The organism is Enterococcus sp. C63, from assembly GCF_040887215.1.
GTDB classification, from domain to species: domain Bacteria; phylum Bacillota; class Bacilli; order Lactobacillales; family Enterococcaceae; genus Enterococcus_B; species Enterococcus_B hirae.
On record NZ_JBFOFI010000008.1, the window covers coordinates 93,285 to 116,489 of the forward strand.

Consider the following 23,205-nt stretch of genomic DNA (forward strand, 5'->3'; position numbering starts at 1 on the left):
TTACTGATAAACGCTATAGCAACCCAAAATTCCGAGCATCTTGACGATCCCGTTCTGAGACGGTATTCGCATAGTTGTTGAGTTGCTCATAAATACTTTCAAATAATTGTGTCATTTGTTTAACGCTACCTTCTAACTGGTGATACTGATCAAGATATGCTTGAAAAGCTTGTCCTTTTCAATTATGTGCAATTTGCTGGTTCATCGTATTTACTTTTCGGATAGCCTCTTGTATTTGGAGCGCTGATTGCTGATAGATCTTCGCTTGTGATTTTAATTGATCAGGCGTAACTGCAATTGGTCCCATTCTTCCATCCTCCTAGCATTTAGTTGGTAAAACGATTACCTTGGTCATGAATAATATACGACAAGTTCTAAAATATTCCGCTAAATCTTTATTTTTATCTGAAAATTTTTCTCGCATAGAAAGACCTATGTAACAAAAAAGTGATAAAAAGCCCGACAACCTTTTTGGTCTCGGGCTCATTGCTTTCAATTTTTTCAACTAATGATCGTTTGAAAACAACAATATTGAATTTATATTCGGTTCTTTAATAATCAGACGGTTCAATAGCTTTTGAGATAACTTTTGACCTCTTTTAAAAGCTGTACTTTTCGATAATGACTAACTTTATTCTTATTATCAAATAAAGAATAATGCTGTTTTCTCACGATATTTAATTGCTCACGATAAATAAACGCAGCACTGGCAAGTGCTTGACGACAATCTTCTGTAATAAGAGGAAACATTTCAAATGATTCTTCATATAAGTTTTCAGCCTGCTTAGCCAGTGATTCCCATAAAGCGACTAATTGTGTTTGGGCTTGCTTTTCTTTTAACATGGTAGTTGCCACCCCAAATCTAGTCATGTCTTCTTTTGTCAGGTAGATTCGCCCCATTTGATAATCTTCTCCAACATCTCGTAAAATATTCGTTAACTGCATCGCTTCTCCTAATTTTTTAGCTGGTACAACGATGTCAGCTGGGCGCTCAGTTAAAAGCGGAAGCAACATCAAACCTACACTACCTGCAACGTAATAACAATATTCTTCAAGATCTTTTCTTGTTTCTGGTTGCTTAAAATCAGCATCTTTTCGTTGACCAGTCAGCATATCAAAAAAAGGAGCGGTTACCATGGGGAAATTGTCAAAGACCACTGATAGCGCACGCCAGACTGGATCGTTGGGAACCTTTCCCTCATTAAAATCTAGCAATTGCCGTTCTAACTGTCTCAATCCCGCTTGATTGTTGTCGCGATCAATCAAATCATCTGCACGTCGGCAAAACGCATACACGGCATAGACACTTTGAGCTTTTCGTTTAGGCAACTGTGAGAAAGCCAGGTAAAACGATTTTGAATTTTTCTTGATGATTGATTCACAATAGGCAAAATCTTTTTGGTATTCTTGAAAAGGATCATTGTTAATGGTTATCATCTCTCAACAGCTCCTCTACCGCTAATTTTGCGCTTTGCATAACAATTGGTACCCCTGCGCCAGGATGGGTACTACTCCCACAAAAATATAAATTTTCTGCTGCAGAAAATTTGTTATGCGGGCGGTAATAATTACTTTGTTTCAATGTCGGTTTTAAGCCAAAAGTCGCTCCATTATAAGCATTGAAACGTTCAGAAAAATCTTTGGGCGTGATCAATGTTTCGGATACGATATGCTCATCGATATCCTTAAAAATCGTCTTTTCTTTGAGCAATCGGATGATTTTTTGGCGATAGGCTTGCATCGTTTGTTCCGTCCACTTCTCATATTTTGACAATTCTGGTACTGGTACTAAGACATATAAGCCTTCCTGACCCTCAGGTGCAAGCGAATCATCCATCAATGACGGTCGGTACAAATAAAAAGATGGATCATCTGGTAACTTTCCTCGTTCAAAGAGATCATCCACATTTTGTTTAAAGTCTTCTGCAAAATAAATACTATGCAAGTGTTCCTCTGGGTATTTCTTGTCTAAGCCAAGATACATCAAAAAACAAGAACATGAATATTCAAATTTAGCGATTTTTTTATTTGTATACTTTCCCCGTTTTCTTTCATCAGGAATTAATTCCTTCATCGCATAAGGAAAATCAGCGCCACATACAATAGCATCAGCCATCACTTGTTCTTTCCCGATTCGGATCCCTTTAGCGATCTTATTGTCAATTAGGATTTCATCTACTGATGTTTCGTAAACGATCTTTCCACCTAATTCTTCAAACAATCGAGCCAATGAAGTCGCTAACGTATACATTCCACCTTCAATAAAATAAACACCATAAAATAATTCGATCATTGGAATAATCGTATATAAAGAGGGTCCTTGATAAGGCGATACCCCGATATAAAGTGTTTGAAAAGCCAATGATTTACGCAAACGGTCATCCTTCACAAATTTAGAAATAGACGTATACGCATCGCTGAATGTCCGCAAGCGGATCCCTGCCCATAATGATTTAGGATTATAAAAATCCCAAAAACCACGAAATGATTTCGTGATAAAGGCTTCTTTTGCGATCGTATATCGCTGATAGATATCTGCTAAAAATGCGAAATAACCTTGTGTATCTTCTGGCGAAATGTTTTCCAACGTCTTTGTCAATTCAATTAAATCATTGGAAAACTCGATTGGTTCCTCTTTGTTGAAATACAGTTTTAACATTGGATCAACTTTTTTCATTGGAATGTAGTCATCGGGGTCTTTCCCACAAAATTCAAATACTTCCCGATAAATTTCTGGCATCATCACAATCGTTGGTCCTAAATCAAAGGTAAATCCTGCCGTTTTGATTTGATTCATTTTCCCGCCAACTTGACGATCTTTTTCGTACAGTGTGACTTCATATCCTAGCTTTTGCAACCGAACTGCGGCACTTAATCCAGCTACTCCCGCCCCAATGACAATAATTTTTTTCATGGGATCACCTACTTACCTTTTTTATCACTTGATAAATTTAATGATAACGCAAAATTTATCAAGTGATAAACTAATATGCTCAAAGAGGTTGAGACAAAAGTGTTTAGCATCAAGAAATAAGAAGGAATTTCCGAAAATTGACAAGAAACACAAAAACTAGTTTTTGATGTTGATTGTTACCTACTTGGTGCTTCTCAAATTTTTGGTAAATTTCAGCAAATTTTCCGAAGATGCTACTTTTGTCTCACCGTGAACAAGAGGTCGTGAAAAGAGTGTTTTGACCTGAGCGCTCACCAAGTAAAAACTGCGACGAGTAATCGCAGGAGCATTAAGGATGGAAATCTCGAAACAGCTTCCCATGTTTTGAGATTTTTTGACTTATCGCCGAAGGTCAGCTCTTTGAACACCGTGAATCAGAGGTCGTGAAAACATCGGGTAGCTCTGATGACAATAAGAAAGAATTTTTTGAAACAGCTCCTCATGTTTTGAAAAATTCAGGCTTATTTCAAGGAGCTGATGTTTGAACACCGTTTAGCAAGAGGCTGTGAAAGAAGCGTTTAGCCCCGAGCGAATAAGAGAGGATTTTTTAAAATAGCTCCTCATATTTTAGAAAATCATCGCTTATTCTTGAGGAGTTGCTTCTTGAACGCCGTGAATCAGAGGTCGTGAAAACATCGGGTAGCTCTGATGACAATAAGAAAGAATTTTTTGAAACAGCTTCTCATGTTTTGAAAAATTCAGGCTTATTTCAAGGAGCTGATGTTTGAACACCGTTTATTCGTTTTTAGAGATACTAGAAGAGACTGTGACAAGTTTTGTCTCATTTGCCATTCAAATTTCTCATTAAATAACTACTTTTACAAAAAAAAGCCCAATGATCACGAAAATTCATTCGGATCATTCGGCGTTTTATCTACTCTGATTTCTTTTATAAGATTCAAAAATACAAACAGAATACAGTATTCTTGAAATTTTCATCGGTTACTCTTGATTAGAAAAAGCATTTAAAAGCGCTCTGACTTCGTCGGTCGATTTAGTATTCATTAATTGAACACGTAAGTCACTTGCGCCCGGAAATCCTTTGACATAGATTTTAAAGAAACGATGTAGCCCAGTCATTGAACGGGGGATTTCTTTGGCATATTGGTCTTGGAGATCTAATTGCAGACGTAAAAGATCAATCAATTCAGTTGCTGAATGTTCCCTTGGTTCTTTTTCAAAAGCAAAAGGATTTTTAAAGATCCCACGACCGATCATAATCCCGTCTACACCATATTTTTCAACTAATTCCAAGCCCGTTTGCCGATCAGGAATGTCGCCATTGATCGTAAGCAACGTTTGTGGCGCAAGTTGATCTCTTAATGCTACGATTTGAGGGATCAACTCCCAATGCGCATCTACTTTACTCATTTCTTTTCTCGTACGTAAATGAACAGAAAGATTGGCGATATCTTGTTTCAATAAATGACTCAACCAACCTTCCAACTCTTCTTGTTCTGTATAGCCGATTCTTGTCTTGACGCTTACAGGTAATCCTCCTGCTTTCGCTGCTTCGATCAGTTCCGCTGCAACTTCCGGACGAAGAATCAAGCCACTCCCTTTCCCACGTTCAGCAACGTTAGGAACCGGACATCCCATATTCAAATCGATCCCTTTAAAACCCATTTCTGCTAGTTCGATACTCATTTGTCTAAAAAATTCTGGTTTATCACCCCAGATATGAGCAACCATCGGCTGTTCATCTTCGGTAAATGTCAAGCGACCTCTGACACTTTCTTTACCATCAGGATGGCAGAAACTATCGGAATTTGTAAATTCTGTAAAAAACACATCGGGCGCTCCTGCCGCCTGCACAACATGTCGAAACACCACATCTGTGACATCCTCCATTGGTGCTAATATAAAAAAGGGCTTCGGTAATTCTGCCCAAAAATTTTCTTTCACTGATAACTCTCCATTTCATTGTAGTTTCGCCATGTAATACTCTTCGTTCGCTATTCTAAAAAACAGAGTCATTATACTAGGAATCAACAAAAGAAGCAAAACCACTGCTTCCTTTACTAAAGCAATTTTTGATACGCCAATCGTTCATTGTCTATCTCATCGTCGACATAGACGATACCACGTAACTCAAACCCACAATGAGCCATGATACGTTGCATACTAGTATTCTTTTTGTGCGTATCAACTCTTACTTGTGCCATTCCTAAGGCCTTTGTTTCTGCTTCTGCATACTCAACGAGTCGGTAAGCCAGCTTTTGTCCGCGAAATGCATCAGCTAGTGCAATGCGATGGATTGTTGTATAGGGCGCATCAGCTTTTTCCCAACTTCCTTCAAAGATTTCTTGATAATTTTTATCAGGTGTTTTTTGTAAGGCTAATGTTCCAGCAATGATTCCATCGACTACCAAAACATAAGACCATGTTTTTTCGATATCTTGCCTGATCGTTTCTTCATTTGGATAACCATTTTGCCATTGCGGACTATCAGCGGAAGCTAATAACCGTTTTGCTTCATTAATGATTTTCATGACGGCTGGCACATCAGTTAACGTCGTTTCGCGAAATTCAATTGTCATTCCATATCCCCTTTTTATTTTTCTATACTAGATAAAACACTAAAAACTAAAGTTTAGTTATCATTTTAACATATTATATTTAGTTAATTTAAGAGTAGATCGTCTAAATTTGTATGAGGAAGTCCTTTAATCGAACAAAAAAAGTCTAGGATAAGCATCTATCCTAGCCTCAACTATTTCTTGTCTATTACCAAAAATTTGATCAAATCAATCCGTTTCTGTAGAAAACCGAATAAGTTTTTTTGATCATTTCACAAACTCTAGCTTCTTAACCCTCTACCTTTATTGATTAAATACCAGCATAGTGAATAAAGCACTAAACTAAATAACACAAGAATCGTGATCGAAATCATGATGGGTACATCTGTCGTTCCAAGGAACCCATAACGAAATCCTGAAATCATGTAAACGATCGGATTAACTTTAGAAATTGCCTGCCAGATTGGTGGCAACATAGAGATCGAATAAAAGACACCACCGAGGTATGTCAATGGCTGAAGGACAAAGGTCGGCACGATCGACACATCATCATACGACTGTGCGAAAATCCCATTGATCAAACCCGCTAGTGAAAATAAAATCGATGTCATCAGCAAAGTAACAATCACGATGCCCCAAGAGAAGACATTTAGCGGAACGAAGAATAGTGAAATCATCGTTACCAACGCCCCAACCAAGATACTACGACCCAGTCCACCAATCACAAATCCCCAAATAATCACATGTGTGGGAACGGGCGCAACTAAAATTTCTTCAATATTTTTCTGGAATTTTTGAGAAAAAAATGAAGACGAAACATTGGAATAAGAACTAGTGATAACGGACATCATGATCAACCCTGGAACAATAAATTCCATGTAGGAAAATCCACCCATATCACCAATACGTCCGCCAATCATTTTCCCAAAGATCACAAAATAAAGTGAAGTGGTAATCACTGGTGGTACCAGTGTTTGGACCCAAATCCGCAAGTAGCGATTGGTTTCCTTGATGGCTAAACTTTTTAAAGCTGTAAAATAAAGACTAAACATTTTTTTCCTCCACATGACCATTTTCTTCCGTGATTTTCAAGAATAATTCTTCTAAGCGATTCGATTTATTTCTCATCGAAAGCACTTTTATCCCTTGTTCACTTAATTGATCAAAGATTCCGTTGACCCCTTGATCCCGTTCTACTTCAACAGCAAGGGTCCGCTCATCTTCAAACGTACTAGTGTACCCTTGTAGAACTGGCGCTTGTTCATACGGTGCTAAGTCAAAAATAAACGTTTCAAATTGTAATTTAGAAAGTAATGATTTCATACTTGTATTTTCAATCAATTCACCCGATTGGATAATCCCGATATTCCGACACAACATTTCGGCTTCTTCCAAATAATGAGTCGTTAGAATAATCGTGGTACCTTGTTCATTTAATTCTCGCAAGAACTCCCACATTTCACGTCTTAGTTCAATATCTACACCTGCAGTAGGTTCATCTAAAATCAATAGTTTCGGTTCATGCATCAATGCTCTAGCAATCATCAGTCGCCGTTTCATCCCACCAGAAAGCATGCGCGCACGAACATTTCTTTTTTCCCACAGATTGGATTGTTTAAGGTATTTTTCACTACGCTTGATTGCTTCTTGTCGTGAAACACCATAATATCCTGCTTGATTCACTACGATCTGTTGAACTGTTTCAAAAGGATTAAAATTGAATTCTTGCGGTACTAATCCGATTTGTTGTTTGGCACGAACCAAATCAGTATCCAAGTCATAACCAAACACTTTTACTTCACCAGAAGTTTTATTCACAAGTGAAGTGATGATCCCAATTGTCGTAGATTTCCCCGCACCATTAGGACCAAGCAAGGCATAAAAATCGCCCTCTTCCACCGTTAAATCAATCCCTCGCAACGCTTCAACTCCCGTTGCGTATACTTTTTTTAAATTCTTTATTTCAAGAGCCTGTGTCATTTTTTTAACGATCTCCTTTTTTCCATCTGATTCTCTATTGTAACATGGAATGATTGAAAGAAAATGAATAAAGTTTTCAAAATAAAATAGAATTTTATGTATTCGAGCATCCAATATAAAATCAATCATTTCATCTTCTTTCGATCAATTGTTCTACTAAAATAAATGAATCCTTTTATCCATTTCCAAAAAGGAAGAAAGCATGATTTCTCCATCAGGAAAAGGCACGCTTTCTTCCTTTTTTAATATAAATGAGTTTGCGACAAACCATTCAAGCCTGACATATTAAGTCCGTACGTTTTAGTCAAAAATCTCCCATTTTCGATGTTGATCAAAAAATGTTGCCGCTTCTTTTGCATCCGCAACTAGTTTTTCCGGATAATTTAAGACTTTCAATAATGCAATCGCATTTCTGGTTTTTGCTGGACCTTGCTTTAATTTAAAATCAAAACTGATTCCTTTTTCTGCTGTGACCTGTTCCTCAAAATGGACATTCTCACATTCATTTTTCAAGATCTCAGTCAATTCAATATCGTGAGTTGCCACAAAAGCTAGTGAAGGGTAATCTGCCAACCATCTTATTACTGCTGCAGAAGAAGCAATCCGTTCGATCGTATTGGTTCCCTTTAAAATCTCATCCACAAAACAATAACATCTTTCCCCTTTTTCCACTTGATCTAGTAGACGTTTAATCGATTTGATTTCTGAAACAAAATAACTATCTCCTGCAAACAAGTCATCTTCGATCGCCATAGAAGTCAGTACGTGACCGTGCTGCAAGGTGAATTTTTCTGCGAGGGCTGTTTGGATCGTCTGTGCTAAGATACAATTGATCGCAATACTTTTTACATAAGTAGATTTACCTGAAGCATTCGAGCCCGTCACTAAGATGTTCTGATGCCAATCTACCGGGTTCACTACCGCTTCTTTCAAGAGAGGATGATAGAGGTCTTCTGCCTCTACGCCATTATCCGTAAATTCTGGCTGACAGGTAATGGGCATGTAAGTACGATAGTTGAGAACCGCAGCCGCTACTTCCATTTCTCCCAATAATTCCCAAACCTTCATTGCTTCTTTCGTTTTTTTCTCTAACCTGCTAATAACAAAGTGATAAGAAATAAACGGCAACATGAACATCATATTGACATAATCAAATAAAATTTCTGCTTCCGAACCACTCTTAACTCGAAAAGAAAAACCAAATTTAGGAATATCTTTTAACGGTTTAACATTTTGCCGTAATTCATCTTGAACCGGTGTAGCAATCTTTGCTACTTGATTCGCTGTTGAGATCGTTGAGACTAGGTAACCCATACTATTAATCTCAGTTTCCAATGTCTGTTTCTTGACTTGATAATAAAGTGTATTAAAAATCAAACTACCAATCGCTAGATAGATACCTAAGACTTGTCCAAATAATAATAAAATTAAACCAATGATCGGTAAAAGACCTAAAAAAGTATAAAAGCCGACATGTCCGATCTGTTTACTTTGGCCATCCGCTAAATATTGCTTCGTAAAATTACCATCTTTTTTCCCTAGTCGTGCAAATTGATATTGGATTTTTTCTCTTGTTTGAGGGTTTTCTTGGTAAAAAGCAATTAACTTTTCTAATCGTTGATCTTCCCCAAAGTTAAAGCTCCTCAGCCGTTGATATAAAGCTTCCGAACCAATACTAGAGTATGTCAGGTTGATGCCTTCAAAAACTTCAAACATATCCAAATCGTACCACGTCAAGTCATCCACTTCACTTGACCATGAACGAAATTCTTTTTCTGTGAGCCACGCTTCCTTTAAACTTTTTTCTTTATCAAATCGAGGTTGATAAGGCACTCTTCCCCACTTCTGATGGACACTTTCTTTTAATTTTCGACGCGCATTGAAATCTAGAGCAATGAGCAAAACGATCACGCCACAAATCAATAGCACAATAAATGTTTTTTGATCCATACATTTTTCTCCTATTCTGTTTTCCATTGGATAAAGTATAGCATTGTTTGACCCCTTTTATGAGCTGAATAATGAAAGTTCAACATAAAATAGCTGTTTATTCATATTTATTCAATTTATTCACTATGTAGCTATATGAAATGAAATTAAAAGAAAAAGCACACTTATTTCCACCAACTTAAAATAGCGCTTACAAAATAATTGTCGTATACTAGAGATAACGAATAGGTGAAACGAAAGGAAGAAAACAAATGGCTACTACTTCGATGAACAATCCTCAAAAACATGCGGAACAAAAAATGAAAACTATTGTCATTTTTGATCTGTCTTTTAATTTTATTTCTACCAATGGTAGTTTGCAAACCCAGTTCTTAGAAATGAAATTAGCGAAGTTTTTAAGAGAAAAAAATCAATCTTGGGCTCTTAAAATATATGAAGCAAGTCAGATAGACGAACACGCCTCGGAAGCAGATATTATTTTACTAACCCCAACGTTTGCCTATGCCAAAGAAGAAATTGAAAAGAAATTCCCTCAGATACCAGTGATAGCTATTTCTAAAGCAGAGTACGGAACAATGGATCTGGATCACTTATGGGAAAAAATAAAAACGGTTCTATAAATAAGGTTGGTCAACTTGCATAAACTTTTTACTCTCTTTCAATTTAATACAAATAAATAGTAAATCAGCTGATTTGAAAACAACCAGCTGATTTTTTGTGGTCTATTTACATGTTTGCTCGTCTAAAGCTCTGTTCCATTAGAGGTTGTTACCCGCTTATACCAATCATAGGAGTCTTTTTTATACCTTTCTAGCGTACCAGAACCATCATTGTTCCGATCAACATAGATAAAACCGTAACGCTTTTTCATCTCCCCTGTTGTAAATGACACGCAATCAATACAACCCCACGGCGTGTAACCCAAAAGCACGACACCATCTTCATTGATCGCCTTTTCCATCTCTTGGATATGACTACGTAAATATTCGATACGGTAAGGATCATGAATCGTGTGATCCGCCTCCAAAACATCAATGGCACCAAACCCATTTTCAACAATAAATAATGGGAGTTCATAACGCTCATAAAAAGCATTCAATGAATAACGGAGACCTTCTGGATCGATCGCCCACCCCCAGTCGGATTCCTTAATAAATGGATTCGTTACGGAGTACGTACTTCCACCACTAACATTCGTTGAAACATCTTGATGGACTTGCGAATCGACCGTATTACTCATGTAGTATGAAAAACCGATATAATCCACTGTACCTTCAGCGAGTGCTTGTCGATCTGCTTCTGTTATATCGATCTGGTACCCTTTACGCTCAAACATTTTAAGGGCATAATTTGGATAGTGTCCACGAACTTGTACATCACAGAAGAACCAACGATCATGCATCATCTGTTGCGCTAAGATTTGATCCGCTGGTCGAGAAGAAAATGGATAAATAGGAACCATCGCAATCATATTCCCAATCTCAAAATCTGGATTAATTGATTTTCCTAGTTTAACCGCCTTAGCAGAAGCAACTAACGTATGATGGCCACAAATGTACATCGCTTCTTCTGGATTTTCATAATCGCCAAAATGAACCCCTGAGTTGGTCCAACCAAAAATATCATTTGAATAGTTCATTTGGTTGTTGATCTCGTTGAATGTCATCCAGTATTTCACCTTATTTTGATAGCGCTTAAATACCACTTCTGCAAACTTAAGAAAGAAATCGATCGTTTGACGATTCATAAATCCACCATATTCTTTGGCAATATGATAGGGCATTTCAAAATGGGACAATGTAATAACCGGTTCGATTCCATATTTCAACAGCTCGTCAAAGACATCGTCATAAAATTGAAGCCCTTCTTCATTAGGTTCCAGCTCATCTCCATTTGGAAAAATACGTGACCAAGCAATCGATGTACGAAAACATTTGAACCCAAGATCAGCAAACAGTGCAATATCTTCTTTATAGCGATGGTAAAAATCAATCCCTACATGATTGGGATAATAATTACCTTCCACAACTCCATCTGTAATTACTCGAGGTACACCATGTGAGCCAGCTGTCATCACGTCAGCCACCGAAAGCCCTTTTGATGTTCCAATTACACCACCTTCAAATTGATGGGCTGCTAATGCACCGCCCCATAAAAAATTCTCTGGAAAAGCCATCCTATCCGCTCCTTTTTCATCTCAAATTTATTTCAATTGCTTTAGTAAACGAAGTTAGAACACCACCAAATGCACACTTGTCAGAAAAAACTTTAGTGACAAGCGCATCAGGTATCGTTTTCCAATCAATGATATCAACGAAAGTATACTCCAAGCATCTAAGTATCTTTCTTGAAACAAAAATACAAACGCTTTCAATCGGTTGTAAGAGGAAAATGAATGAAACATGTTCGTCATTTATTATACCGTAGAACGTCTGATAAAAGTAATTTACGTGCCCCATGAATCACAAACTTCCAAAAAAAATCAGTTGGTTGCCAAGTAACAAAAGTCCTCCCCCACATCAAAATTAGCGAAATTTAATAGTAGATATAAGTGAAAAGAGTTTCCATAATGAACAATCAACAAGGTAGTTTAGCTTTTCTCCACTTCTTTAATTAATAATAACAACTTTTTGACTATTCAGTCAGCAGTCTACATTTCTGTGTTCTTTAGACATGACAATTGTCATGTCCAACTGATGACATCCATGACTGTTTTACAACTCAAAAAATAGCTAAGATAACATCAGCAGGAGGAAAGAATATGAATCCAATAATCGATGTACAAAACTTATCGAAGGTGTATAACCGGACAACCATTTTAGATACTATCTCATTTCAGATTGCACCCGGAGAGACTGTCGCACTATTAGGAGAAAATGGTGCAGGAAAATCCACTCTGATCAATCTACTTAACCAATTGATTCAACCAAATTCAGGAACTACTTATGTGATGGGAACCCAAGATATCAGGAAAGTCCGTGACAAAGTCGGTGTAATGTTGCAACAAAACTTGTCACTCGAACGAGTCACCGTCAAAGAGTGTTTAAATCTTGCTCGTAGTTACTATCACAACCCATTATCTTATGAAGCCTTGATTCGCTTAGCCAACTTAAAAGAAAAGGAGAAGTGTTACTTAGATCAATTGTCTGGCGGACAAAAACGTCGGTTGACTTTTGCAACAACTATGGCAGGAAACCCTCAACTAATTTTTTTAGATGAGCCGACTGCTGGAATGGATAGTAATAGTCGACAATCATTCTGGGAAAGTATTGACCGTTTGAAGCAAAATGGAAAGACTTTTTTTATCACTAACCATTATCTGGAGGAACTAGATCAGATTGCAGATCGAATCCTTATTTTAAAAGATACTAGGTTAGTATACGATGGTACCTTGAAATCATTGCGGAAAAAAAGTGGTCATATAACCATCCAATTTACCACTCCATTACCAAAAGAAACATTCACATCCATTTCAGCTGTTAAAGAATGTTTAAAAACTAATCAGCATATTCAATTAATAACTGATGAACCAAACGTAGTGATGGAAGCTTTAATTCCTTATCTTAATCAATTAGACGAATTAGCCATTCAGCAAAATTCGTTGGCTTCTTTATTTCAAAAAGTAATTGGAGGTAGCGGTAAATGAAAAAATTCTTGTTTCAAGTTCAAATCAACTATAAACGCATCGTATTCCGTAACTTGCGCTTCCTCTTATTCAGTATCGCCATGCCAACAGGCTTTTACCTTATATTTACTCAGGTAATAACACAACCAGTAGCTTCGAAAACATGGAATATCGCTTATATGATTAGTATGATTGTGTATAGCTCATTGATTAGTTCTGTTATGACAGTCGCACATACTCTGTTAGAAGATCATACTAGAAAGTTCGATTTATTTGTAGCACTACGTCCAGGTTCAAAATCACAATATTATCTATCGATGTTAATCGTCTTTCTATCGTTAAATATACTTTCGGTTTTGGCACTAATAATGACTGGAATTTTAGTAAATCAGCTAACAATTAATTGGTTTCATTTAATAGGTCTTTTATTCCTCGTTCCATTGTTATCATTCCCACTTATATTGATTGGAATGATCATCTCTCTATTAGGTTCAGATAACGTAGTAAATTTGCTTAGTAATCTCATCGTTTTTCCCATGGCAATTTTAAGCGGACTATGGTGGCCACTTAGCATAATGCCCCCATGGGTACAAAAGGTTGGACACTGGCTACCAACTTGTCAAACAGCTGTAATTTTAAGAAGATTTATCAATTATCAACGTTTTAATTTTGTTAGTTTTGGGGTACTCTTAGTTTGGACGATTATTTTATTCGTACTGTTCAAAGTAGTCGTCTTTTTTCAAAGTAAAAGTGAGGTTTCTACCATATGAGTTTTTTCGAAAAGCACATATTTTTCCCAAAACGATTCGGCATTGCACCTTATTTCTGGTTAGTATTTTTAATACCGACGATCTATTCATTGTTCCCCCTTAATTCTTGGTTTGACTGGTTATTTATATTACTTTTAGTTATTTTTTTTAAAGCTTACCGAGATGGCTATGAAGTTCATAAATTTTTAACATGGGACGTTTTCCTTCAATTATTGATTGCCTGCTTATTTGGTATCTTTCAAAAAAATGGATATCTCTTTATTTTCGTTGTCTGGGAGATTGGCTCCCTGCCAGTAACCAAACGTTTATTCTATCATTATTTGACTGGTTATTATGTAAGCGTCATGATTAGTCTTGGCGCTATGTTGTGGACCACTCGTTTCACCCATTCATCCAGTTACATTAATGTAGGTATCACTATCATAGCTGCTATTATTACACCACTAGCAGCTAAGTCGGTAGGGGAATCTTATCGGCGGATCTATCGCCTCAACCAACAAAATAAACGTTTAGAAGCAGTTGTGCGCCAAAATGAACGAGATCGTATTGCTCGTGATCTCCATGATCATTTAGGCCAAGCGTTTTCCATCATTTCATTAAAGGCTGAATTAGCGGAGAAATTAATAGCAATTGATTCACGCCAAGCAACCAATGAATTACATGATATTGCTGAGACTTCCCGAAAAAACTTATCATTAGTTCGTGGGATCGTTTCAAATTTACAAGAGCGAACAATTGCCCAAACGATGCTAGAAGAAGAAAAAAATTTAGTCCTTACCAATATTCAGCTTCATTCTGTAGGAGAGGAACTAGCCGAAAAATGGCCGACGAACATTCAACATACAGTATCCGCAGTTATTAAAGAAGCCATCACAAATATGATTCGTCACAGCAAAGCTAGTATTGCGATGATTGATTTTACCGAGAATATAGACACCTATTTTATTACCATTCAAGATAATGGACAAGGATTCACTCAACTAAAATCAACCGGCTATGGAATCAGCGGAATGAAAGAACGGATTCAAACTGAAAAAGGACAGTTGACGATCACTGGAACACAAGGAGTAAAGATTGTCATTTCGTTGCCTAAGGAGAATGAGCATGATTAAATTGTATTTGGCAGAGGATCAACAATTATTGAACACTGCATTAACGATGATTTTGAATCTTGAAACAGATTTTGAAGTTATTGGTTCTGCAACAGATGGTGATACGGCATTATCTGACATCATCAAATTGAAACCAAATATCGTTTTATTAGACATTGAAATGCCTAAGTTGACTGGCTTGGAAATTGCTAAGCAGCTTCGTTTATTAAAACAGGATGTGAGAATTATGGTTCTGACTACCTTTGCGCAAGAACACTATTTTCAGCAAGCTTTACAGAACAATGTCAACGGTTATATGCTAAAAGATAGTCCCAGTGAAGAACTTATTCGTTCGATCCGCTCAATCATGGCGGGTGATACGATTTTTTCACCTGAATTGGTTATTCAATCATTCATTACTCAAAAAAACCCTTTAACCCCAAGAGAGCTTGAAATTTTAACGTTGTTAAAAACCGGCATCAGCACCCAACAAATTGCCCAAACTCTATTTTTGAGTGAGGGAACTGTACGTAATTACATCTCTGCTATTCTAAGCAAAACAGCATCACGTTCACGAATTGAAGCGATAAATTTTGCAATAAAGCAAGGATGGATTTAAACAACAACAAATTAAGATCACTGAGAAGAACGCCTTAAGCAAGGTCTTCCCAATGATCTTATTTACCGATCAGATAACTGGCTATACTTTTTCTAAACTAAATAGTTTTTGTTTCCCTATAGTATTCTCTATGATGAATTTTAGTCGTTTAACCAAAAAAACGGAATGAACTAACTATTATCTTTCGTATTAATTTTTATAGGTGTGATCATTCAATTAGTTTCCCAAATGTTTGTTTCTTATTACTTTTCTATTCACCCATTACTAAAATATGGCATTTTCGATTTCTAACACGGTTTTGATCAAAATCAATGAAATAAATCGAGCCGACAGCTCCTGTCATTAATGTTTCCTCTTTGACAATGAAATTTTCACTTGCTCCGAAGAATGATGCTCGGATATGTGCATCTCCATTTAAAATCGTTCCAGCATCACCAGCATAGTCTGGATCATCTAAGGACAGCAAGAAATCAAGATGCTTCGGACCAGGATAACGATAATCGGTATTTTCCGTTAATTCTCGAGGAATGATCCGATCAAGAATCCGATTTAAATCAACCTGTAAAAATTCATCCCCATTAAAATCCAAATCGTGCATGAATTCCTCAAAAATAACTGAACAAGTAGTATGTGGCGACTGAACAAGACAAATGCCATTTTTTATCCCACTTTTTGCCACAATTTCTTTTACTTGTTCGGTAATATTATGATACGTCACTCGCTGTCCATTTGAAGTCAAAACAAGTTGCTCAGTATAAGTTGTCATTTTGTCGATTGCTCCTTTTTCCATTTACTTACTTCTTCAATCATCGCTTTCAATGTGTCCACAGGATCTTTGGCACAAACAATCCCGCTGGTTCCACCCGTTGCATCAGCCCCCGAATCAAGTGCTTTGCGAACATCTGCTACCGTTGAAATCCCTGCTGCCTGCAGAACAAAAATTTCAGGATCCATCTTGCGTATAGCTTCATTGGTTTGAATCATATAAGAAATGTCACTTGCTTGACCTGTGCCTATTAATTCCGTAGGCTCACAAACCATTACATCCGGCTTCAATGAAGCTACGAGCTTCGCCTCTTCTAAAGAATTCGCACAGACAATAGTCAATAGACCAAGTTCCTTTGCTCGCTTGACGGCATCACACAGCTCACTAACCGATAAAGGACGTTCTGCGTGATTAAGGAAGGTCGCTTCTGCTCCAGCCGCTACAACGCCTTCAGGTAAAACGTGTCCCATCCCTCTACCAGGGACTATCCCATCGATATGTTGAACACTCACAATCAACTGCGTTGTCTGTTCTTTAATTAGCCGAACATCAACATGTTGACAAGTAAAAATGATATCGATGTCGTATGCTGCAGCTAATTGATCCGCTGTTTTTGCTAGTTCCAATGCCTGTTCACCATACAAATAAGATTTAGGATTAACCACAAAAAATGGTTTTCTTACTGTTCTCATGAGAACCCTCCTCTATTTTGTTGCAAATACTTTGTAATAATGCGCTAACGTATCCGCAATCGCTTGGTTCGCTAATCGTTTAAGTGTAAAATAATCCTCTGGTTTTTCTTCGTTAATTACATCCATTGCTGCTGTGATAAAATCAGTAAAGATATTAATTTTATTGATCCCTGAAACAGCACACTTATGGAGATTTTCATCACCAGATGATGAGCCACCATGCAACACTAGTGGAATTGAAACTTCATTTTTTATTTCTTCCAACCGCTCAAAGCTGATTTTCGGTGTTCCTTTGTATTGCCCATGAGCCGTACCTATCGAAACTGCCAATGAATCGACGCCGGTTTCTTTCGCAAAACGTGCTGCTTCCTCCACTTCGGTATAAATGGTGTCCGTGGTTTCCTTAAATTCATAACTATTTCCCGTTCCCACGTGTCCAATCTCAGCCTCTACCACAACGCCTCTTTCATGAGCATATTCCGTAATTGCTTTTGAACGACGAATATTTGTTTCAATCTCATCCTGCGAAGCATCTATCATCACAGAAGTGAACCCAAGCTCGATTGCTTGCTTGATGATTTCCTCATCTTGTCCATGATCCAAATGAAGTGCTACTGGTACACTTGCTTTTTTGGCTAAATATGTTGCAATTAATGCTGCCTCTTCAAGAGGACATTCTTCAATATGCGCTTGTGCAAAGGCTAAAATTAATGGCTTTTGCATTTTTTCTGCAACCTCTACAAAGGTTCTTGCAGAATCTAAATCAAAAAAGTTTGCTGCCGGAATCGCATAGTTTTCTTTTTGCGCTTTTTCAAACATCTCTTTCGTTGTAACTAACATTTGATTACCTTCTTTTCAAGTATTTTTTAGGCTTTAATCTTCGCTTCAATTTCGTCAAACAACCCATCAATGCCAATTCCGGTTAATAAAGGAAGCCCCATAATTACTTTATCTTTAATGTTGTCAGGAACCACGGTCGTACTGACCACAATATCGTAGTCATCAATTTTGCCAATCTCATCAGCAACTTTTGATTGATATAGTTTCACTTCATTTTCGAGTCCTTTTGATTTCAACCATTCTTTTACTTTTCCTGTTACCACTGTTGAAGTAGCCACACCTGTTCCACACATAATTAATAATTTTTTCATCTGTCATCTCTCCTATTTTGTATTAAGCTTCAGTTTGTTTAGCTGCTCTTTTAGGTAAAATGCGATTCACGTAGAATAGTAAACCTGTAATAACCAGACCAATTCCGACTAGGGCAAAGTAACCAAATAGTTTTGCGCCACCAACGTATAAAAGTGTTGTCCACAGTCCACCTTCTGCCATCGCAGTTACTGATGAATGTCCTTGTAAATCAAAGTTTGCCGCTTGTGCTGCTTTTGTTAAAAATGGTGCCACCCATGAAGTGATGTATAAAATGGTGACCATGTAGATCGTCCCACCTAAGATTGTTCGAATAATGTTGCCACCAAAGACAGCTGCCATCAAACAAACTAAGAATGGAATAGTTGCCAAATCACCGAAAGGCAAGGTTATGTTACCTGGTAAAATCACTGCTAATAAAATCGTGATTGGGACTAAGATTAACGAAGAAGACAATACAGCTGGGTGTCCTACTGACAATGCGGCATCCATCCCGATATATAATTCTCTTCCTGGGAAACGTTTTTGAACAAATGAATTTGCTGATTCTGAAATAGGTGTTAAGCCTTCCATTAAAAGTGCCACCATTTTAGGCATTAAGACCATTACGGCACCAGTTTTCACCGCCAATTGACCAATTCCCGCCACATCATATCCAGCTAAAATTCCCATAACCAAACCAATTAAAAAGCCCATGACTGTTGAATCACCAAAGATGCCAAACCGTTTTTGAATCGTTTCTGGATCTGCATGCCAATCTTTCAATCCTGGAATCCTATCGAATAACCAATTTAAAGGTAAGGCAAAAACAAACCCAGGTGCTGCTGTTCCGTGTGGGAAGGTGATATTTGGAAATCCATAGAATTTATTGATGATTGGTCCTAAAATATCGCCAAACAATAAAATCATCATTGTATAAATAACCGTTGCCAACATGCCCATTGCAAAGTCATTCGTTACTGCGTAGACAAGTGAAGCAACAAATGCTGCATGCCAGATATTCCAAATATCAACATTCAGTGTTTTTGTTAAGCCAACAATAATTAATAACACATTGACTACGATAGCTACTGGAATCGCCAAACTACCTAAAACGGTTCCATAAGAAATCGCAGCTGCTGCCGGCCAACCAACGTCAATGGTTGTTAAGTTTAGTCCAAAACGTTCAACCATCGCTTGTGCTGCTGGTCCTAAGCTATTGGTCAATAAATCGATAACTAAATTCAACCCGACAAATCCAACACCAACCGTTAATGCTGAAATAAAAGCCTTACTTGGTTTCGTTCCTAAAATCAAACCAAAAACAAAAATTAAGATTGGCAATACAACGATTGATCCGAGATCAACAAATTTTTGTAATAAATCTAACATAATGCTCCCCCTCAAAATGGTTATTAAACGAATCCTTCTTTTTCAATAATTTGATAATACTCCTCTGTATTATTTACAGCTTGAAGCTTTTGAACCACCTCTTTTTTTTGAAACATCGTAATTAACTTCTGTAACATTTCTAACTGTGCATGTGGTTCTTTCAACGCCAACATGAAGATCAAGCTGACTGAAATTTCCTTATCTGCAGTTCCCATTTCATAAAAAGTTACTGGTGTTTTCAATGACATAAATGCAATTTGAGAATCATTCACGTGTTCTGCATCCGTATGTGGTATAGCAATCCCAACATCATTGATTAATAAGCCAGTAGGAAACACTTCTTCTCTTTTCAGTACATTCTCTGCAAACGAATCCTTCACTAAACCTGTTTGATATAGACAAGTTGCAATAATTGATAAAGCTTCCTTCTGACTCTTTACCTCAGATTGAAATAATGCAATTTTCTTTCCAAAATAACTCGTCATCTTACTTCCTCTTTCCTATAATTTCGTTAATAATCTCATTCCTTGTTTCTTTACTTGCAATACTTTTTATTCTCTCAGGTGAGACAAAGACATCATAAAGTAGTGCAATCATATTTTTCACTTGAATCATATCTTCTTCTGCAATCGCTAAGAATAAAACAACCCTTACATCCACATCTCCCCAAGTAATTTTGTTTTTTAGAGTGATAATAGAAATTTTTGTTTTTACTACATATTTAGGATTTGCATGTGGGATGGCTACGCCTGATGAAAGTCCGGTAGCTCCTAGTTTTTCTCTTTGAAGTACAACCTCAAGAAAATTATCCTTTACTAATTGTTCTTCTTTATATTTCTCAGTGATGAAAGAAAGTACAGATTCTCTACTATCAAAATCTTGATTCAAGAACATCCAACCATCCTTCAAATATTTCTTTAAAATCGTTTTATCCGGTGCAATGGATGGTAAAAATGTATTGTCTTGTTGATTCAAGGTAAGAAGATGACGATTAATCAATGCAATTTCTTCTTTCGTTGGTAATGGTCGAACATAAATAATCGGCGTTTGATACTCATTTTCCAATTTGACTGTTGAAATAATCAAATCGACACTATCTAAGTTGTAATCCTGCAACTTTTGAACATCAATCACTTCATAGACTACGGTGCTAGGAGAACTATGACGAATACGCTGAAATAATAATTGCGAAGTTCCCAACCCAGTTGGACAAATAAGAAAAACATGCTTCGTATTCACAATTTTTTCAAAAGCTAACTGAAAATGAATAGTCAAAAAAGTAATTTCATCATCCGTTACTCTGATCCCCATTGCTTTTTCCAATTTTGGAATACAGTAAGTTGTTAGCGTATACATTGTGCTGTATTGCCGAATGATATCCTCTTTTAAAGGATTTTTAATGGTAATCCCCATTTGCAACCGATAAACCATTGGCTCAATATGGGCAAATAGAGATTGAAGCAACTGACTATCTTGCTCCAAATCCTTCTCAACCAGTGTCGACATATCTTGAATGAATTGTTTGGTGGTCTCCATGATTTGTTGACTATGGGTTGCCAGATTCACAAACGGTCTCACTCCATGTCCCATAAACAACGAACAAATAAAGTAAAGATCATTTATCGTAAAGGAACAATTCAATTCATCTTTGACCCCATTTGAAAAATCTAGTGCCACCATATATAATTCCATTTTCTTTATTTCGACAAACAAAGGATTTTTATTTGTTTGTGAATGGTAGCCATGCTTTACTCGACCAATCAAAGTTAACAACGAAAGTTTGAGTGAATGGACAATATAATTTGTTGGTTGCTGCTTAGACTGTTGGTAAAAATTCTTTACAAAATCATCCACAAACTTAACCATCGCTGGATCAAAAACAAAGTGATATTGACATTTTTCATTCCCTACACCGATGTTTTTTTCAAAATAATTGACAAATGTCCGCTGGATCAACTCTTCAGGTGTTTTTTGTGTGTCTATTACATGATTTGAAGTAATCCTAATCCCAGCTAACCGACAATATTTGATGATTTCCTCATAATCCTTACGCAAAGTTGCAATACTGACAAAAAACTTTTTTTCAAAATACTCATATCTTTTTTTATCCGTTTTAAAAATTAGATTAGCGAATAAGTACACTCTCCGATAATTTGAACTATACTTTACCTCTGTTGACATAGCTTCTTTACTAGTGATAAATATTTTGGCATCATTTTTTTTAGTTGACGTTCCAATTAGGTAGATCCCAATGCGAGGTTTTTTTTCAATTTTTAACTCAAAACGATTCAAGAACTGTCCCAGCTTCTGAATATCTTGATAAATTGTTTTATTCGAAACATTGAGTTTTTCACTAAAGAAACTTGCTGGTTGAAAATTCTCCTCCTCTAAAAGTAATTCAATTAACTGACTCTCGCGCTTTGATAACATCCATCATCACCTCAGAAAACGTTTTCCTTGTCTATATCATAGAGTTTTTCTCCCTAAAGATAAATACGTAATCTGTTCCACATTAAAGTGGAAGAGATTATTATGACCCTATACTTTTTGATGTTGGTGAGACTCACGACAACTTTTTTATGATTTAAAATGAAAAAAGACACCTTCCAAAAATGGAAAGTGTCTTGAAAGTCCTGCTCAAGGTAACTGCGCTCAGCATAGCTTTGACCAGTGTGATTCTCGTAACTCGCCCGATCTGTCTGAGAAGTTTCCGTAAGCTCGCAAAATGATTCCGACAAGATAACGAACAAAAGGCGTGTAGAATAATTAAATTCTTTAACCGCCATCCACTTATTTTCTCCGTCATTTTATATTATTTGGCGGAGAAAAACAAATAATGGCGGAGAAAGTATTTCATTTATTATATTTTCTCTACACTGTAAAAAAACAACATTTTCTAGTCAAGAAAAGTCAAGAAATATCCAATATCATTATTTAAATACCCCAAACATTCCTAAGATAACTACTAAATTATCGATCTATCCACTTATGAAAAATTTGAACAACGATTGGAAGAAGCAAAGAATGTAAAATTAATAGCAGGTTTAAAAATCTCATACCCATTTCCGTACCCAAAAGTACAAAAAAAAGACACTCTCCAAAAATAGAAAGTGTCTAAAACATTGATATAATAGTATTCTTAACATTTTGAAAACTATGAAGCTTTACGAGCTTTCTTAAGAGCTAGTTCTGTGGCAGAGATTTTGAAGGGGATGGATAGCAATAGATTGAGCAACTCTTCAACAAGTACGGTTTTAATGGATTTCACCACATTTTAAGACCTTCGTACCTAAAGACGTACCCAAAAAATATGCGTGAATCAAAAAGACTATTTTATAACAATTTCTCACCCATAAAATTTAAGTTCACTTCCTAATGCACAATATGCTATACTCACTTTGGCAACTTGCCCTCAAAGGGGGTGTGCTTTATTGGAAAAAATAGTATCCTTGGTCATTGCGCCTATTTTTGTAGGTATCGTTATCAAACTTTTTTCTCACTGGTTAGATGAGACAGACAATGACTAAAAGCAAGTTGCTTCTAGCCCGCTCATTCGTAGTCGCAACGGATGAAAAAGAAAACCACTCTATTCGCAGTAGAGTGGTTTTTGTGCTTTATTGATAAAAATAGTATCGCTTCGCATAATTATTATATCAAAAAGAATGTAAAAAATCAAATTGTCTATATTAAAGGATTCGGTACCCATAAGTAGTAACCTGT

Annotated in this window: 21 protein-coding genes and 1 pseudogene; 6 read left to right on the forward strand and 16 right to left on the reverse strand. The window is 36.7% G+C overall.

Annotated features, from left to right (window positions below):
- Positions 1–13: 13 nt before the first annotated feature.
- The 8 genes and pseudogenes from AB3H90_RS11985 to AB3H90_RS12020 all read right to left on the reverse strand — a co-directional run bounded on the left by AB3H90_RS11985 (position 14) and on the right by AB3H90_RS12020 (position 9,402).
- Positions 14–307, reverse strand: a pseudogene (locus tag AB3H90_RS11985) (WXG100 family type VII secretion target).
- A 260-nt stretch (positions 308–567) separates the two neighbouring features.
- Positions 568–1,437 (reverse strand): phytoene/squalene synthase family protein, encoded by an 870-nt coding sequence (locus AB3H90_RS11990; RefSeq protein WP_010737250.1) that lies wholly within the window; start codon positions 1,435–1,437, stop codon positions 568–570.
- Positions 1,424–2,914 carry an NAD(P)/FAD-dependent oxidoreductase gene (locus AB3H90_RS11995; RefSeq protein WP_063627654.1) on the reverse strand — a complete coding sequence of 497 codons (1,491 nt, stop codon included), beginning with the start codon at positions 2,912–2,914 and terminating at the stop codon, positions 1,424–1,426. Before AB3H90_RS11995 ends, AB3H90_RS11990 begins: the two co-directional genes overlap by 14 nt.
- Before the next feature lie 981 nt (positions 2,915–3,895).
- Positions 3,896–4,858, reverse strand: a complete 963-nt coding sequence (locus tag AB3H90_RS12000) for a tRNA-dihydrouridine synthase (protein ID WP_010720657.1) — start codon at positions 4,856–4,858, stop codon at positions 3,896–3,898.
- Between the two features lie 116 nt (positions 4,859–4,974).
- Positions 4,975–5,493 (reverse strand): GNAT family N-acetyltransferase, encoded by a 519-nt coding sequence (locus AB3H90_RS12005; RefSeq protein ID WP_053765962.1) that lies wholly within the window; start codon positions 5,491–5,493, stop codon positions 4,975–4,977.
- A 260-nt stretch (positions 5,494–5,753) separates the two neighbouring features.
- Positions 5,754–6,524, reverse strand: a complete 771-nt coding sequence (locus tag AB3H90_RS12010; RefSeq protein ID WP_010737247.1) for an ABC transporter permease — start codon at positions 6,522–6,524, stop codon at positions 5,754–5,756.
- Positions 6,517–7,452, reverse strand: a complete 936-nt coding sequence (locus AB3H90_RS12015) for an ABC transporter ATP-binding protein (protein WP_010720660.1) — start codon at positions 7,450–7,452, stop codon at positions 6,517–6,519. Before AB3H90_RS12015 ends, AB3H90_RS12010 begins: the two co-directional genes overlap by 8 nt.
- A gap of 300 nt (positions 7,453–7,752) precedes the next feature.
- Positions 7,753–9,402 (reverse strand): DNA mismatch repair protein MutS, encoded by a 1,650-nt coding sequence (locus tag AB3H90_RS12020; protein ID WP_368016781.1) that lies wholly within the window; start codon positions 9,400–9,402, stop codon positions 7,753–7,755.
- Between the two features lie 251 nt (positions 9,403–9,653).
- On the opposite strand from AB3H90_RS12020, the gene AB3H90_RS12025 reads away from it, so the two are divergent.
- Positions 9,654–10,022: a hypothetical protein gene (locus AB3H90_RS12025; RefSeq protein ID WP_010737245.1), complete on the forward strand. Its 369-nt coding sequence runs from the start codon at positions 9,654–9,656 to the stop codon at positions 10,020–10,022.
- Between the two features lie 122 nt (positions 10,023–10,144).
- On the opposite strand, the gene AB3H90_RS12030 is transcribed toward AB3H90_RS12025, so the two are convergent.
- Entirely contained in the window at positions 10,145–11,578 is a 1,434-nt protein-coding gene (locus AB3H90_RS12030) for a 6-phospho-beta-glucosidase (RefSeq protein WP_094940716.1), read from the reverse strand.
- Positions 11,579–12,163: 585 nt separating this feature from the next.
- Here AB3H90_RS12030 and AB3H90_RS12035 point away from each other — a divergent pair.
- Genes AB3H90_RS12035 through AB3H90_RS12050 form a run of 4 tightly spaced genes read left to right on the forward strand, consistent with a single transcriptional unit; the run spans position 12,164 to position 15,507 of the window.
- The gene (locus tag AB3H90_RS12035) at positions 12,164–13,048 is read left to right on the forward strand and encodes an ABC transporter ATP-binding protein (RefSeq protein WP_368016782.1); all 885 of its coding nucleotides are present in this window, start codon (positions 12,164–12,166) and stop codon (positions 13,046–13,048) included.
- Positions 13,045–13,797 carry an ABC transporter permease gene (locus tag AB3H90_RS12040; protein WP_096708638.1) on the forward strand — a complete coding sequence of 251 codons (753 nt, stop codon included), beginning with the start codon at positions 13,045–13,047 and terminating at the stop codon, positions 13,795–13,797. Before AB3H90_RS12035 ends, AB3H90_RS12040 begins: the two co-directional genes overlap by 4 nt.
- Complete coding sequence (locus AB3H90_RS12045) at positions 13,794–14,909, forward strand: sensor histidine kinase (protein ID WP_368016783.1); 1,116 nt, start codon at positions 13,794–13,796, stop codon at positions 14,907–14,909. The genes AB3H90_RS12040 and AB3H90_RS12045 overlap by 4 nt, the downstream gene beginning before the upstream one ends.
- Positions 14,902–15,507: a response regulator transcription factor gene (locus AB3H90_RS12050; protein WP_034700108.1), complete on the forward strand. Its 606-nt coding sequence runs from the start codon at positions 14,902–14,904 to the stop codon at positions 15,505–15,507. The genes AB3H90_RS12045 and AB3H90_RS12050 overlap by 8 nt, the downstream gene beginning before the upstream one ends.
- A 250-nt stretch (positions 15,508–15,757) precedes the next feature.
- Here the strand turns inward: AB3H90_RS12050 and AB3H90_RS12055 are convergent, their stop codons facing one another.
- Genes AB3H90_RS12055 through AB3H90_RS12085 form a run of 7 tightly spaced genes read right to left on the reverse strand, consistent with a single transcriptional unit; the run spans position 15,758 to position 21,915 of the window.
- A complete protein-coding gene (locus tag AB3H90_RS12055) occupies positions 15,758–16,273 on the reverse strand; it encodes a YjbQ family protein (RefSeq protein ID WP_088745227.1) in 516 nt (171 codons plus the stop codon).
- Positions 16,270–16,965 (reverse strand): triose-phosphate isomerase, encoded by a 696-nt coding sequence (locus AB3H90_RS12060; protein WP_368016784.1) that lies wholly within the window; start codon positions 16,963–16,965, stop codon positions 16,270–16,272. The genes AB3H90_RS12055 and AB3H90_RS12060 overlap by 4 nt, the downstream gene beginning before the upstream one ends.
- 12 nt (positions 16,966–16,977) lie before the next feature.
- On the reverse strand, positions 16,978–17,805 hold the full coding sequence (locus AB3H90_RS12065; protein ID WP_094940711.1) for a class II fructose-bisphosphate aldolase: 828 nt from the start codon (positions 17,803–17,805) through the stop codon (positions 16,978–16,980).
- A gap of 26 nt (positions 17,806–17,831) precedes the next feature.
- A complete protein-coding gene (locus AB3H90_RS12070) occupies positions 17,832–18,116 on the reverse strand; it encodes a PTS sugar transporter subunit IIB (RefSeq protein WP_010720673.1) in 285 nt (94 codons plus the stop codon).
- Between the two features lie 22 nt (positions 18,117–18,138).
- Entirely contained in the window at positions 18,139–19,485 is a 1,347-nt protein-coding gene (locus tag AB3H90_RS12075; protein WP_368016785.1) for a PTS galactitol transporter subunit IIC, read from the reverse strand.
- Between the two features lie 23 nt (positions 19,486–19,508).
- Entirely contained in the window at positions 19,509–19,970 is a 462-nt protein-coding gene (locus AB3H90_RS12080; RefSeq protein ID WP_342081976.1) for a PTS sugar transporter subunit IIA, read from the reverse strand.
- A gap of 1 nt (position 19,971) precedes the next feature.
- On the reverse strand, positions 19,972–21,915 hold the full coding sequence (locus AB3H90_RS12085; protein ID WP_368016786.1) for a transcription antiterminator: 1,944 nt from the start codon (positions 21,913–21,915) through the stop codon (positions 19,972–19,974).
- A 1,001-nt stretch (positions 21,916–22,916) separates the two neighbouring features.
- Here AB3H90_RS12085 and AB3H90_RS12090 point away from each other — a divergent pair.
- A complete protein-coding gene (locus tag AB3H90_RS12090; protein ID WP_113803832.1) occupies positions 22,917–23,012 on the forward strand; it encodes a type I toxin-antitoxin system Fst family toxin in 96 nt (31 codons plus the stop codon).
- Positions 23,013–23,205 lie beyond the last annotated feature (193 nt).

Coding starts and splice junctions, on each gene's coding strand:
- AB3H90_RS11990 (WP_010737250.1), bottom strand. CDS start 1,437: ATGATAACCATTAACAATGATCCTTTTCAAGAATACCAAAAAGATTTT.
- AB3H90_RS11995 (WP_063627654.1), bottom strand. CDS start 2,914: ATGAAAAAAATTATTGTCATTGGGGCGGGAGTAGCTGGATTAAGTGCC.
- AB3H90_RS12005 (WP_053765962.1), bottom strand. CDS start 5,493: ATGACAATTGAATTTCGCGAAACGACGTTAACTGATGTGCCAGCCGTC.
- AB3H90_RS12010 (WP_010737247.1), bottom strand. CDS start 6,524: ATGTTTAGTCTTTATTTTACAGCTTTAAAAAGTTTAGCCATCAAGGAA.
- AB3H90_RS12015 (WP_010720660.1), bottom strand. CDS start 7,452: ATGACACAGGCTCTTGAAATAAAGAATTTAAAAAAAGTATACGCAACG.
- AB3H90_RS12020 (WP_368016781.1), bottom strand. CDS start 9,402: ATGGATCAAAAAACATTTATTGTGCTATTGATTTGTGGCGTGATCGTT.
- AB3H90_RS12025 (WP_010737245.1), top strand. CDS start 9,654: ATGGCTACTACTTCGATGAACAATCCTCAAAAACATGCGGAACAAAAA.
- AB3H90_RS12030 (WP_094940716.1), bottom strand. CDS start 11,578: ATGGCTTTTCCAGAGAATTTTTTATGGGGCGGTGCATTAGCAGCCCAT.
- AB3H90_RS12035 (WP_368016782.1), top strand. CDS start 12,164: ATGAATCCAATAATCGATGTACAAAACTTATCGAAGGTGTATAACCGG.
- AB3H90_RS12040 (WP_096708638.1), top strand. CDS start 13,045: ATGAAAAAATTCTTGTTTCAAGTTCAAATCAACTATAAACGCATCGTA.
- AB3H90_RS12045 (WP_368016783.1), top strand. CDS start 13,794: ATGAGTTTTTTCGAAAAGCACATATTTTTCCCAAAACGATTCGGCATT.
- AB3H90_RS12050 (WP_034700108.1), top strand. CDS start 14,902: ATGATTAAATTGTATTTGGCAGAGGATCAACAATTATTGAACACTGCA.
- AB3H90_RS12055 (WP_088745227.1), bottom strand. CDS start 16,273: ATGACAACTTATACTGAGCAACTTGTTTTGACTTCAAATGGACAGCGA.
- AB3H90_RS12060 (WP_368016784.1), bottom strand. CDS start 16,965: ATGAGAACAGTAAGAAAACCATTTTTTGTGGTTAATCCTAAATCTTAT.
- AB3H90_RS12065 (WP_094940711.1), bottom strand. CDS start 17,805: ATGTTAGTTACAACGAAAGAGATGTTTGAAAAAGCGCAAAAAGAAAAC.
- AB3H90_RS12070 (WP_010720673.1), bottom strand. CDS start 18,116: ATGAAAAAATTATTAATTATGTGTGGAACAGGTGTGGCTACTTCAACA.
- AB3H90_RS12075 (WP_368016785.1), bottom strand. CDS start 19,485: ATGTTAGATTTATTACAAAAATTTGTTGATCTCGGATCAATCGTTGTA.
- AB3H90_RS12080 (WP_342081976.1), bottom strand. CDS start 19,970: ATGACGAGTTATTTTGGAAAGAAAATTGCATTATTTCAATCTGAGGTA.
- AB3H90_RS12085 (WP_368016786.1), bottom strand. CDS start 21,915: ATGTTATCAAAGCGCGAGAGTCAGTTAATTGAATTACTTTTAGAGGAG.